A 12,990-nucleotide genomic window follows, 5' to 3' on the forward strand; every position below is an offset into this window, starting at 1 on the left:
CGATGTCGGCGAGCCCGCGACCGCGATCTTGCGCGTTTCGGGCAGGTGGCCGGATCGTGGTCGGTCAGGCGCGCCTGTCCCACACGCCCGCCGTGGTGGCGGAGCCGCTGAGTCACGCCCCGGACGGCTGGGGCACCGCCAGGTTCTGCCGGACCCGGAACTTCTGCACCTTGCCGCTTCCGGTGCGCGGGAAGTCGGCGACGGTGTGGATCTCCTCCGGCCACTTCTGTTTCGCCAGACCGGCTCGGGCGAAGTGGGCGCGGAGTTCTTCCAATGACGGCGGATGATTGCCCGGATGCAGGCGCACGACGGCCGCCACATGCTCACCCAGACGTGCGTCGGGTGCGGCGACGGCCGCGGCCTCCGCCACGCCCGGTATGGCCAGCAACACCTCTTCGACCTCCAGCGCGCTGATGTTCTCGCCGCCGCGAATGATCATGTCCGACTTGCGATCCGAGATGGTCAGATAGCCGTCCTCGTCCAGGACGCCGATGTCGCCGGTGTGATACCAGCCTTCGGCATCGAAAGCCGCTGCCGTCAGGGCGTCGTCGGTGTAGCCGAGGCACAGATCCGGGCCGCGGCTCAAGATCTCACCCTCGTCGGTGAGCCGGATCTCCACCCCGGGCTGGGTGGTGCCGTCGGTATAGAGCCGCTTTGCCTGCGGTGCGGTGGCCCGCGATCCGGTGATCGACGGATGCTCGGTGCTGCCGTACGCGCGATACACGATGATCCCCAGTTCGGTGAGCCGTTCGGCCACCGATGCGGGGACCGGTGCGCCGCCCATTCCCGCGTACTTCATGTACAGCAGATGCTCGGGCGTGAATTGCGGGTGATCGATGAGGCTGGTCATGTAGTACGGGACGCCGCCGCCGACCGTGGTGCCGTAGGTCCGCATCAGATCCAGGATCAGTGGCGGCTCCCAGCGATCGACGAGATCGACCGGGACGCCGCCGATTACCGGGATCAGCAACCCGTTCACCATCCCGATGAAGTGGCCGACCGGAGCCGCGGTGAGCTGCGGGCCGAGATCGGCCGGATAGTGCGCCGCCAGCTGCCGGGTCTCGCAGCCCATCGTCTGATGGCTGTGCACCACTCCCTTCGGCGCGCGGGTGGTGCCCGAGGTGAACGCGTACAGCGCCGGTGACCGCGGATCGACCTCGGCGACCCCGGTCATCGGCTCGGCGGCCAGCAGTTCTTCGAAATCCCGTCCGACCACCCCGACGATCGGTACCTCGGCGCACAGGTCCGCGTGGAACTCCACGGTGCCGAAGCGTTCCGCGGTCACGAAGACCCGCGGCCGCACCGACTCCACGATGTAGCCGACCTCCCGTTTCCCGTAGATGTGCACGATCGGCACCACCACCGCACCCAGGAACGAAGCCGCCCAGAAGGTCGCGGCGGCCTCCATCCAGTTCGGCAGCTGGAAGGCGACCACATCGCCGGGGCCCACTCCGCGAGCCCGCAACCCCGCCGCCAGCCTGCGCGCCACCGACTCGACCTCTCGGAATGTCCCGGACCACGGCCGGACCGCGGAGTGCACCCGGAACCGTGTCTCGGGCGCGGCCGCGAGGCCACGGGCGAGCATGTCGCCGATGGTGTCGCGGTTCCACCACCCTTCGCGCTCGTATCGTTCGACAAGTTCGGAAGGGATGGTTCGCATGCGTGACTCCAACAGCCGGAGCGCGGGTGCGTCGAGCCGACTCCAGCGCCGCCGATAGTGCCCAACTAGGCAGAAGGTCGATTGCCGAGGATGAATATAGCATTCTCGCTTGCTGAGAATGTCGATATCGCACGCTCGGTGTGATCGTGCGCGAAGCGGTTTCGTGCGCTGGGTCGCCGATGGCGCCGGGAATCGGGGATTCAGAAACCGGGGTCGTCGCGCGGCAGATCCTCGGGGCGGTCGACATCGGCGCCCACGGCGACATCACCGCACGGCACCAGCTGAACCTGATGCCGTGCCAGATACGGCCGCGCCCCTTCGTCGCCGGTCGCCAGTTCGGCGACCGCGGCCCAATGGTCGCGGCCCAGCAGTACTGGATGCCCGGGTACGCCGTCGTAGGTAGCCCGCGCCAGCGCTGCCGGAGTGGCCAGACGTGCGAGCCGGTGCACGGCAGTTTCGGTTACCCCGGGTGTGTCGACGGGCAGCACGACCGCGGCCTCGCAGTCTTCGAGCGCGGAAAGCCCTACTCGCAGCGACGATCCCATGCCCGACGCCCAATCCGGATTGTCGACCACGATCGCTCCGTCGAGGACGGCGGTTCGTCGAACCTCGTCGGCTCGCGCCCCGAGCACGATCACCACCGGCAGGCAGCCACCGTCACGCAGCACGCCGGCGGCATGCTCGACGAAAAGAACGCCTCGATGGCGCACCAGGGCCTTGGGCATGCCATACCGCCGCCCAGCGCCCGCCGCCAAAAGCAGCCCCGCAACTGTCATCGGAACAGCCTAGACACCACCGCGCCCGCCGCCGAGAAGCCAAGGGTCGCAGCGCCTCACCGTCTGCGGGTTGGGGCACCGGTTGCCGGAGGTCGCTGTCTGCGGGTCGGGCACCGGCTGCCGGAGGTCACTCGGATTTTGGCGTCTTGACTGGCGTCCAAGAAGTCTTTACCGTAGCCGCGAATCCCTTCTTGACTGTCATTCAAGAAGCGGGCACAGGCGGAAGGAAGAGTCATGGCCATCAGCGAACCCACCGACCGAGACGAGGAAGTGGGGGCCGTCCCGCGGCGCGATGTGTGGTTCAACTCCGGCGGCGACCAGTGCGCGGCATGGCTGTACACCTCGGCCGACGCCTCCGGCCCGCGTCCGTTGGTGATCATGGCCCACGGCTTGGGCGCGGTACGGGAGATGCGTTTGGACGCCTACGCCGAACGGTTCGCCGCTGCCGGCTGGTCGGTCCTGGTGTTCGACTATCGCCATCTCGGGGCGAGCGGTGGGCAGCCGCGCCAGCTGGTCGATATCGGAAAACAACTCGACGACTGGCATGCCGCGCTGGCGTTCGCCCGTAGCCTGCCCGATGTCGATCGCGATCGGATCGCCTTGTGGGGGACCTCTTTCGGTGGCGGGCACGTCATGCGGGTCGCGTCGGAAGATCGCCGGGTAGCGGCGGTCGTGGCGCAGTGCCCCTTCTCCGACGGGCGGGCCTCGTTGACCGCGCGCCTGCGCGTCGGTCCGGCCGGGGCCGTGGCGCTCACCACGGCGGGCGTCCTGGACACTGTCGGTTCCTGGCTCGGCGCCGCACCCCTCCTGATGCCGATGGCCGGAGCATCCTGGATGCCCGCGTTCGTGGCTTCGCCCGACGCCGTCGCGGGAGCCTCGGCGTTGCTGCCCCGCGGTACCCGGCTCTCGCGCCGCGCGAGCTCGTTCCTGCGGCGACTACCCGGGCTGCGAGCGCAGGTGTCGGGAAATATCGAGCTGACCGACGGCGCTGCTAACGAACTCGCGACCCGCGTCGGCCGCGACCCGATGTGGGGGGTGCTGCGCGGGCCGGACAACGAATTCGACGCCGCCAATGCGCTCGCCGCACGCTTGGTGCTGCGGCTGGCGTTCTATCGCCCCGGTCGTGCCCTGGCCCGCTCCAGCGTCCCGACGCTGCTGTGCGTCTGCGATGACGACGCCGCCGCTCCCGCCGAAACCACCAGACGCCATGCCGATGGGTTGGCCCATGTCCAGGTGCGGAACTATCCCTGCGATCACTTCGATATCTACGTCGACGACCACTTCGACCGCGTCATCGGCGACCAAATAGCTTTCCTGACCGAACAATTCGCCGGGTCCGTGCGCAGTACTGCCTAGACCCGGTCGCGGGCCGCCGCCACGGGGGCAGCGATTCCCGTGGCGCTGTGGAACAACGTCTCCATCACCGCCCGTTTGCGCAGGTCGTCGACCGGGTGCATCAGCAGACCCTCGATCACGAACACCCCGATCGAGGTCATCGCGTCCAACCGATCCTCCGGCACGCCGATTTCGCTCAAATCGGCGCGGAACAAGCCCTCGGCCATGGCGTGGAACCGCTCGTGCCAGTCCCGGACCGCGTCGGACTCCTTGGCGCGGGCGTGGACGGTGGTCACCAACCGGCTCAAATGCTCGAGTTCGACGACGACCCACACCAGGCGCTCGACCATCCCCGTGCCGGTCACCGCGCGGTAGCGGGCCATCGAGTCGCCCAGGACGTCGTCGAGCACCGCGATCAACACCGCGTCCTTGTCCTGGAAGTACCAGTAGAGGGTGTTCGACACCACCCCCGCCTCCCGGGCGATCCGCGTCATCGAGGCCGCGTCGTATCCCTGCTCGACGAACAACCGTCGAGCGGCCGCGACGATCTCGGCGCGCTTCTCCTCCCGATCTCGGGGGCGTCTGTTTCGGGGCATCACCAATCCTGACTCATCCGTCTGCGGTCCACCGACCCTATCGTGGGCCGTCCGCGAGAACGTGGTGGCAGCGGCTGTGAATGCCGCTGTGGGTGGTCACAGGATTCCCACTCGCATGTTCAGCGGCCAGGTTATCCGTCGTGTGGTCGTCGGTTCGCCCCACAGTCCGGCTAGATCCGCCGCGAACGCGTGCAGTACTTCGGCTCCGCCGGCGTCGCGAGCCCGGCGGACCGCCGACCACGTCGACAGGTAACCCATGAATTCATCGAGGCGCCACTGCTTTTCGATCCGCATGGCCGGTGTCGGGTACTCGTCGAAGGGAAAGTCGATATCGGCGTACCCGCTGTCGACGAGTGCGCGTTCCGGTGGCCAGAACGGGCCGATCTCCGTGCGGTAGAAGTGCTCGAAGCGCTCCTGGAGATCGGGTTCGAGTCGCAGCACCCCGTAGCTGAGCAACGCGATCACCGCGCCTTCGACCGCGATGCGGCGAACTTCGGCGTAGAACGCAGGCCGGTCGAACCAGTGCGCCGCCTGGGCGGCGGTGACCAGCGACGCGCTGTGGTCGGAGATCGGCAGGCGCTCCGCGGGTGCCTGAAGATAGCGCACTCGTTCGCGCGCCGGTGCGTGCTCGATTTGCTCGGCGCTGGGGTCGACCCCGATCGTGGCGGTGAAGTAGGGGGCGAGCTGCGAGGTCAATTGCCCGCTGCCGCAACCGACGTCGACGGCGAGATCCGTGGACGGTGCCAGCGCGGCGAGGAACATCGCCAGGCGCGCGGGATACTCGGGGCGAAACCGCGCGTAGTCCCGGCCGTCACGATCGAACCAATTGTGTTGCGGTGTTTCACTTGTCGTGACCGGATGGTCCCGCTCGGCGCGCCGCACCTGCTCGAGCCTGGCCGCGAAGCCTGTGCGTTCGAGCGCGGCCGCGGCGTCCCCGAGCACCTGCCGCAGCGGAAATCCGATCTCGGACTCCAGTTCCGCGATCGCGGCGAAAGTGTTCTCCCAGTGCGGTTTCAACAGTTCCACCAGCTCGCGGCCACCAGCGGTCAGCTGTATGCCGCTCTTACGGCCGTCGGGAAGTCGTTCGCGCACCACCAGCCCGTCGGCCGCCATCAACCCGATGGTCTGACTGATAGCACCCTGCGTGACATGGGTGATCTCGGTGATCTCGGTGACGGTCCCCGCGCCCAGACTCATCGCTCGTAGAACCGGTGTGTACCGCGGTCGATACGACAATCCCAACGAGCCGTAGACCTCCTTGGCGCCGCTGTCGACCAATTCGCCGACGTAGCGCAAGAGTTCACCGAGTCCGGGTCTCACGATCACAGGCCGAGAATACATTAGCGCTAATGGATTCGGCGGCGCCGAGGTAATGGTTCCCGGTGTGCGCCGTGGCGCGATCAGAGGCCGAGGCCCAGGCGAATTGCTCGCTCTACCGGCGAATACGCACCGTCCGGCCGATCCAGCACACAGGGGCTCATTGACAGCAGCGGCGGTTGCGCCAGGAAGCGCACCTCCCGGCCTCGATGTTGTTGTGCGGCGTGGACGAGGAAGGAATGGCAGAGGTAGACGTCGCCGGCTCGACCGGTCGCTGATATCTCGGGCAGATCTTCGGTCGCGGCCGCGTAGGGCAGTTGCGCCAGCTCCGCGCCGGCCTCGCCGAAGGGTTTCAGCAGTGCGGGAAGCCGTCGATGGGATCCGACCCGGATTCTGGTCGGGGCGTCGTCGGGACCGATATCGGAGAAGAGGAACAGCATCAGCAAGGCGCGACCTCGGGAGTGGAGGTTGACTCGCCACCGGAGGTAGTCCGCGGGATCGTCGGCGGGAAAACTGACGTCGATATGCCACCCGTCGTCGCCCGGGTGTCCCTCGACCGGGAAACGGATCGGGAAAGTGCCGAGGCTGTTTCGCGGCAGCCACCGTCCGGCGCCGACGAGTTGATCGAACGCCGTCACCAAGGCCGGTGCCGTGGCGGCGCGCGCGAATGGTTCGTCGGCGAACTCGCCGAGCCGGATCACGGGCTGCGTCCACGTCGAGCGACGGTCGGGGTCACAGCCGGTCGCATGCCAGAGTATGGTCCGGCCCCGCGCCGCTACCTCGCTCGGAAACGCCTGTTCGAGTTTGACGAATCCATCGGTGATGAACGATTCGATGTGGGTGTCGTCGAGCATTGGATCCTTTCGTCGCGGCAACGATGGACCATCGCGAGCCTGTGCGCCACCGAATTTCACCAGCGCATCGCTCGCCAGGCGCCCGCGCGTCCGCCAGCAGGCTGCCGGACTGCCGCTGATATTTGCTGGAGTTAGCTAGCAAATCGACCGGTTAGTATGAAAACTAATTTAGAGGAAGTTGTTGCTTCAAAGCGATACGCCTGCCAGGATGTAACTCACACCGGCTGATCCAACCTGAGTCGGCACCATGGAATTCATTCAAGAATTCTCTAGTTACCTATCTGCTGGGAAGATTATGCATATTCTGTTCTTACTCCGACCATTACTACAATTATAGAATTCCCGCGCACCCGCAGCTGAATCGAAAGGCTGGGCGAGCGCGAACAATCACCGGACCGGGCCGTCGGCAGGCCATCGGCCTGGTTCTTTCATGTTCGGAACCGGGGCTGTGCCTTCGTGCTGATGGCCTCCGGAAATCGTCGGCAGCGACCAGCGATCGGGGATATCGCGGGTCGCCCGGCGGCTCGGCGGCGACCGAACATATTCAGTGCAATAGTGATCGCCACGAATTCTCGAGTTCACTTATCGTGTCCACATTCCGGGCACAATCGAACTACTGCCGACCGGGCGCTATGGAATAGCGAACCAGTGATATCGACGAACTAAACCTGCCCGATCCGAAGGTACGGGCGGTAGAAGGGAAACGATGAACCACCCCGCGAACAACACGACCGACCGGATCGATGCACCGGTCGAACCACTCCGAGCCGATATCCCGGACCGTCTTGGTCGAGGCGTCATCGAGCGCTCGACCGGCCTGCCGTGCGGAGATGGTGTGCGCGGTGACGGGCATTGATGGCTGCCTCGAACGCATCATGGAGATCCCCGGCGCCCGCAGTGTGACCTTGGTGGACGGTGCGAGCGGCCTGGCGATCGCGTCGGCGGGCAGCCACGAACTGGTCGACCAGCACGAGGACGCCGCCGTCATCACCGATGTGGTCCGCGGCATCCTGGGCTGCTCCGCACTGGCGGCGGAACGCGGCGGGGGCGATATCTACGAGATCATCGTCTGCGGGACCGGTGGCTTCCATCTGCTGAACCTGATCGACGGCGACTTCGACGGCCGACTGCTGGTGCACGTGCTGTGCGCCGAGGACACCGGCAATCTCGCGATCGCGCGGTTCCGCTTACGGGCCGTCCTCGGTGAATTCTCCGGAGACCGCGGTGGGGATTGAGCTCGCGGACGCATTGCGCCGCGCCGAGAACGAACGGCGCACCGGTGTGCTGTGCGTCGGCGACGGCGCCTTCCATCTCACCGACGGCGCGATCACCTGCGCCGACTGTCACCGCACGCCCGGTCTCGACCGCCTGATCGGCGCGGCGGGCGGGGCGACCGCGGAGTCGTGGCGGCGCGCGGTGGCCGGTGACCCCGATCAGGCCGTCGGCCTGCCGCGGCTGGAAGCCATGGCGTTGCTCGCCGTGTTCGACGCCGCCTTCTTCCTGCTCGCGGCGCCGGGGATCCCGGAATTCCAGCCTGCCCCACCGCATTGGCTGGCCCGGGTGTGCCGGATATCGCCGAGCGCGCTGGTGCGCGAATGCGCACGACGCGGTCACGCCGAGGGGCACTGGCCGGCCGAACTCGTCGACCGGGCGCCGGTTGTTCCGGTGCACCGAATCCGGCGGCATCGCGTCGTGCTCACCGGAAGTCAGGTCGAGGTGCTGGCAACCGCGGATGCGCGGCGCAGCATCGCCGGGATCGCGGGTGACCTGGGGCGCACCACCTACGGCTGTTTGGTCGCGGTCCGGGAACTGACGGCGGCGGGACTGGTGGAACCTCCGGCGGCCGCGCGCGTGGACGTGCTGCCGACCGCGGCCGCGCCGCCGGCCCGCGAACTGGCGGCCGCCCGTTCGGGGCAGCTGACATTGCCCCGCCGCCGCACGCACCGGGAGGTGCCCGAGTTGGTGCCCGAGCACTGGGGAGCACCGGACCGCGATCTGCTCATCCGGCTGCGCACGGCCCTCGAGGAGCTCGATTGAAAGGGCGAAAGACGTTGATCAACCAGTTCGTAGGAAGGTTCACCAAGGTGGCGATGTCCGAACCCGAGCCACATCCGGGGGTGCTCGCCGAACTGAAGGCGCTACGCGAGCGCATGCCCGCGCTCACCGGCGTCCTGGTCGCCTCCAATGACGGGTTGCTCGTGGCACACGACCTGCCCGCCCACATCGAACCCAATGGCGTTGCCGCACTTGCCGCCTCGCAGTTGGGCGTCTCGCACCGGCTGGTCGCCACCGCGCACGGCGGCGGCTTTCACGAGGTCGTGGTGCACGGCACCGACGGCTACGTGGTGATCTACGCGGCCGGCTGGACCTCGCTGGCCGTGCTGGCCGAACCGGAAGTGAATGTCGGTCGCCTGCATCTGGAATCGCGTCCGGTGGCCCGGGCAATCGCCGGCCATCTGGCACCGGCCGCGGGCGACGCCTGACCCGACGGCTCGAACAAACCCTCACGAAAGGAATCGACATGAGCAATATGGATATCGCGTTGAAGGACATGATGGGCGTCGACGGCGCCATCGGCGCGGCGGTCGTCGACTACGGCAGCGGCATGGCGCTGGGCATGCTCGGTAGTTCGAAAACCTTGGACCTGCAGATCGCCGCCGCGGGCAACACCGAGGTGGTGCGGGCGAAACTGCGGACCATCGATCAACTGGGTCTGAAGGAAGACATCGAGGACATGCTCATCACCCTCGGTGGCCAGTACCACGTCATCCGCCCGATGACCGGCCGTAAGTCCAAGGGTCTGTTCCTCTACCTGGCCTTGGATCGCAACCGCGCGAACCTGGCCATGGCACGGCATCGCCTGAAGGGCATCGAAGAGGGTCTCGAAGTGTGAGGCACCCGCGGCGGGCCGCGGCGTCGCACGACACCGCGGCCCGAAGCATGAACTCCACCTCGCGAATCGTTCAGGGGCGGGGGATATTGCGCAGGTTGCCGCGAGCCAGTTCGACCATCGTGCCGACACCGCCGCCGAGTACGGTGCGGCCCGCGCTCAGCGCGAAGCCGCGCAACATCTCCCCGGTGATCTTGGGCGGGATGGACAGCGCGTTCGGGTCGGTGATCAGTTCCAGTACCGCGGGGCCGGGCGTGGCGAAGGTCGCGCGCAAGCCCTCGGTGATGGCGCTGGGCTGATCGACCCGGACGGCGGGCAAACCGCAGGCGCGAGCGATCGCGGTGAAGTCGACGCTGGGATGGTCGGTGCCGAAGGACGGATAACCGTCGACCATCATCTCCAGCTTCACCATGCCGAGGCTGGCGTTGTTGAACACGATGACCTTGACCGGGATGTCGTAGGTGCGCAAGGTCAGCAGTTCCCCGAGCAGCATGCTCAGCCCGCCGTCGCCGCAGATCGCGACGACCTGCCGGTCCGGGTAGGCCAGTTGCGCGCCGATCGCGTGCGGCAGCGCGTTGGCCATGCTGCCGTGCAGGAACGAGCCGATGACCCGGCGACGGCCGTTAGGGGTGAGATAGCGGGCGGCCCAGACATTGCCCATGCCGGTGTCCACGGTGAACACGGTGTCCTCGGCGGCGTGCGAATCCAGCAGTGCCGCAGCGTATTCCGGATGGATGGGCGTGCGGTCGGCGATGTCGGTGGTGTAGGCCTCGACGACCTTGTCCAGCAGTCCGGCGTGCCGGCGCAGCATCCGGTCCAGGAAGGAGCGGTCGCTGCGCGGACGCAGCCGCCCGAGCAGCAGGGCCAGGGTCTCGCGCACGTCGCCGTGCACGGCCAGCTCCAGCGGGGTGCGCCGGCCGAAGCGAGTCAGGTCGTGGTCGATCTGCACGGTGCGTTGCTGGGGGAGGAACGTGTCGTAGGGAAAGTCGGTGCCCAGCAACACGACACAGTCCGCCTCGTGCATCGCCTCATAGCAGGCGCCGTAACCGAGCAGACCGCTCATCCCGACATCGAAGGGATTGTCGTATTGGATCCACTGCTTGCCGCGCAGACTGTGACCCACCGGCGCCGCGAGCGCCGCGGCCAGCGCCATCACCTCGGCATGAGCGTCGCGGACACCGTCGCCGCAGAACAGCATGACCTTCCCGGCCTCGTCGAGCACCCGGGCCAACTCCGTGATCCCGTCCGCCGTCGGCACCACCGGCGAGCGCCGCGCGAGCGCGGTGCCTTGCGGTTGCCGCGCGGGCGCTTTCTGCGAACTGACATCGCCGGGAATGGTGAGCACCGAGACGCCGCCGGCGCCGAGTGCGGTCTGCACGGCGATCCGCAACAGCCGGGGTAGCTGTTCGGGCGCGGAGACGAGTTCGCTGTAGTGACTGCATTCGTCGAACAGATGCTGTGGATGGGTTTCCTGGAAGAAGCCCGTGCCGATCTGGGTCAGCGGGATGTGGGAAGCGAGCGCGAGTACCGGAGCGCCCGTGCGATGCGCGTCGTACAGCCCGTTGATCAGATGCAGGTTGCCGGGCCCGCAACTGCCCGCGCACACCGCCAGCCGCCCGGTCAACTGCGCCTCGGCCGCCGCCGCGAACGCCGCCGCCTCCTCGTGCCGGACGTGGATCCACTCGATCCCCTCGGTACGGCGCACCGCGTCCACGATGGGATTGAGGCTGTCACCCACAATGCCGTAGATCCGGGAAACCCCGAGCGCGACCAGGTCGCGAACGAGCATGTCGGCCAATGTCGCCATGGTCTACCTGCTTTCGCTGCGGAACGTCTGTGCGGGGACCGATCGAACCGGAATCAGGGTAGGACGCGGCTCGGCGAAAAAGCGGTGGTAGACCCGTCGGCCGGGCGATTCGCCACCCAGCCGAGGCTGATGGATGCGCCAAGTAAGGTTCCGTGCTGGACGGCTTCGCGCTCACTATTCGGCGCATGGACGGACTGATGTGGGCGGGGTGCTCCGGGCGGTCGACCCGTTTCAGATCCCCGACGGCCCATTCGGCGGACATCCGTGCGGCCCGGGAGTTGATCGGGAGCGATACGGTGCTGACGCGTACCGACTGGGCCGACGAGTCGGTGGACCTCACGCGGGTCCGGTCATCCCGGCATTCGGAGTACGCCTAGCTTCCCTTCTAGTGACTGCCGGGTACCGCACGCCCGAGGAGATGACCGAGCGCCGAAGCCAGATCCGGTGTGCGGAAACGATGTCCGGCCTGCTCCAGCCGCTGCGGGCGGACGCGCTGACTGGCGGTGGCGAGTTCCCGCGCGCCCTGGGCGCCGAGCAGCAGCGCCGGGCCCACACCGGGCACCGGCAGGAAGGCGGGACGGTGCAGGGTGGCGGCCAGCGTGCGCGTGTAGTCGCTGTTGCGCACCGGATTCGGCGCGACGGCGTTCACCGGGCCCGACAGCGCGTCATCCCACAACGCGCGATGATAGATCTCGATCAGGTCATCGATGCCGATCCACGACAGCCACTGCCGGCCGTCGCCGATCCGCCCGCCGAGCCCGAGGGTGAACAGCGGGCGCAACAGCCGCAGGGTGCCGCCGCGCGGGGATTGCACGATGCCGGTACGCACCTGCACGACCCGCATCGCGGTCTCGAACGCCGGGCGGGTGGCGTCCTCCCAGGCGGCGACCACGTCGGCGAGGAAGCCCTCGCCGCGAGAGCTGCCCTCGGTGAGCACGGCGTCGCCGCGGTCGTAGCCGTAGTAGCCGATCGCCGACGCGCTGACGAAGGTCCGCACCCCGGTGCGCGCGGCCAGCGCGGCCAAGGCCCGGGTGGGTGCGAGCCGGCTGTCGGCGATGTCTCGCCGATGCCGTTCGGTGAACCGGCCCGCGATCGACGCTCCCGCCAGATGGATCACGGCGTCCACGCCGTCGAGCAGACGCGGATCGGGCGCGGAGGGATCCCACTGCCGCTCACCGGCTGTGCGCGGCGTGTGGCGGACCAGCCGCAGCACGGTATGACCGCCGGTGCCGAGCATGGCGGTCAGCGCCGAGCCGATCAGCCCGGACGCGCCCGTGACGGCGATGGTCGAAACCGGCAGACCGTGCTGCGCCGCGCGCTGGTGCGCGGCCAAGTCGTCGGCGAGCTGGCGATAGCGATAGTCGAAGGTGGCGTCGAGCGCGGCGGCGGGTATCGGGGTGTCGATCCGGTCGATGACCCGCGTGTGCCCTTCGTCCACCGCTTCGAATTCGTGCGTGTGCCGCCAGCGCATCGCGATTCCGGCGGGCAGCGACGCCACCCCGTCCACCGCGACCTCGTCGGCGAACCGGCGTGGTGGATCGTAGGCCCGCGGATCATGCTGGGCCACCCAGCGCAACCCACCCGGCAACCGCAGCACCGCACGGCCGTCGGCCAGCGAATCGGCCTCCTCGACCAACGACAGGGGTTGCCACGGCGGCGAGAGCCGGGCGAACGCGCCGGGCCGGGCGAACCAATCGAATACCTCGCGCTGGGATGCGGGAACGACACTGGAACGTTCGAGGCCCATCCCTCGAC

General features: G+C 67.9%; 12 protein-coding genes. 5 read left to right on the forward strand and 7 right to left on the reverse strand.

Features of this window, described 5'->3' with window-relative positions; genetic code table 11:
* Positions 1–112 precede the first annotated feature (112 nt).
* Together BJ987_RS24500 and BJ987_RS24505 are read right to left on the reverse strand one after the other, a co-directional pair.
* Positions 113–1,660 carry an AMP-binding protein gene (locus tag BJ987_RS24500; protein ID WP_209894549.1) on the reverse strand — a complete coding sequence of 516 codons (1,548 nt, stop codon included), beginning with the start codon at positions 1,658–1,660 and terminating at the stop codon, positions 113–115.
* 200 nt (positions 1,661–1,860) lie between these two features.
* Positions 1,861–2,436, reverse strand: coding sequence for a nucleotidyltransferase family protein (locus BJ987_RS24505; RefSeq protein WP_209894552.1), 576 nt, complete (start codon positions 2,434–2,436; stop codon positions 1,861–1,863).
* 234 nt (positions 2,437–2,670) lie between these two features.
* Between BJ987_RS24505 and BJ987_RS24510 the strand changes: the two genes are divergently transcribed.
* A complete protein-coding gene (locus BJ987_RS24510; protein WP_209894555.1) occupies positions 2,671–3,792 on the forward strand; it encodes an alpha/beta hydrolase in 1,122 nt (373 codons plus the stop codon).
* Here BJ987_RS24510 and BJ987_RS24515 read toward each other — a convergent pair.
* The 3 genes from BJ987_RS24515 to BJ987_RS24525 form a co-directional block, all read right to left on the reverse strand.
* A complete protein-coding gene (locus BJ987_RS24515; RefSeq protein ID WP_209894558.1) occupies positions 3,789–4,367 on the reverse strand; it encodes a TetR/AcrR family transcriptional regulator in 579 nt (192 codons plus the stop codon). The two genes, BJ987_RS24510 and BJ987_RS24515, sit on opposite strands and share 4 nt — an antisense overlap.
* Positions 4,368–4,463: 96 nt before the next feature.
* Positions 4,464–5,693, reverse strand: a complete 1,230-nt coding sequence (locus BJ987_RS24520; RefSeq protein ID WP_307869742.1) for a methyltransferase domain-containing protein — start codon at positions 5,691–5,693, stop codon at positions 4,464–4,466.
* Positions 5,694–5,767: 74 nt separating this feature from the next.
* Positions 5,768–6,538 (reverse strand): phytanoyl-CoA dioxygenase family protein, encoded by a 771-nt coding sequence (locus BJ987_RS24525; protein WP_209894561.1) that lies wholly within the window; start codon positions 6,536–6,538, stop codon positions 5,768–5,770.
* Between the two features lie 842 nt (positions 6,539–7,380).
* On the opposite strand from BJ987_RS24525, the gene BJ987_RS24530 reads away from it, so the two are divergent.
* The 4 genes from BJ987_RS24530 to BJ987_RS24545 are packed head-to-tail and all read left to right on the forward strand — an operon-like array spanning position 7,381 to position 9,431.
* Complete coding sequence (locus BJ987_RS24530; protein WP_209894564.1) at positions 7,381–7,773, forward strand: hypothetical protein; 393 nt, start codon at positions 7,381–7,383, stop codon at positions 7,771–7,773.
* On the forward strand, positions 7,763–8,575 hold the full coding sequence (locus BJ987_RS24535) for a hypothetical protein (RefSeq protein ID WP_209894566.1): 813 nt from the start codon (positions 7,763–7,765) through the stop codon (positions 8,573–8,575). Before BJ987_RS24530 ends, BJ987_RS24535 begins: the two co-directional genes overlap by 11 nt.
* A complete protein-coding gene (locus tag BJ987_RS24540; protein WP_245366112.1) occupies positions 8,572–9,021 on the forward strand; it encodes a roadblock/LC7 domain-containing protein in 450 nt (149 codons plus the stop codon). Before BJ987_RS24535 ends, BJ987_RS24540 begins: the two co-directional genes overlap by 4 nt.
* Positions 9,022–9,059: 38 nt before the next feature.
* A complete protein-coding gene (locus BJ987_RS24545; RefSeq protein WP_209894569.1) occupies positions 9,060–9,431 on the forward strand; it encodes a hypothetical protein in 372 nt (123 codons plus the stop codon).
* 70 nt (positions 9,432–9,501) lie between these two features.
* Here BJ987_RS24545 and BJ987_RS24550 read toward each other — a convergent pair whose 3' ends face one another.
* Complete coding sequence (locus BJ987_RS24550) at positions 9,502–11,235, reverse strand: pyruvate dehydrogenase (protein WP_209894571.1); 1,734 nt, start codon at positions 11,233–11,235, stop codon at positions 9,502–9,504.
* Between the two features lie 385 nt (positions 11,236–11,620).
* On the reverse strand, positions 11,621–12,982 hold the full coding sequence (locus BJ987_RS24555; protein WP_209894574.1) for a TIGR01777 family oxidoreductase: 1,362 nt from the start codon (positions 12,980–12,982) through the stop codon (positions 11,621–11,623).
* Positions 12,983–12,990 lie beyond the last annotated feature (8 nt).

The organism is Nocardia goodfellowii (assembly GCF_017875645.1).
Lineage (GTDB): Bacteria > Actinomycetota > Actinomycetes > Mycobacteriales > Mycobacteriaceae > Nocardia > Nocardia goodfellowii.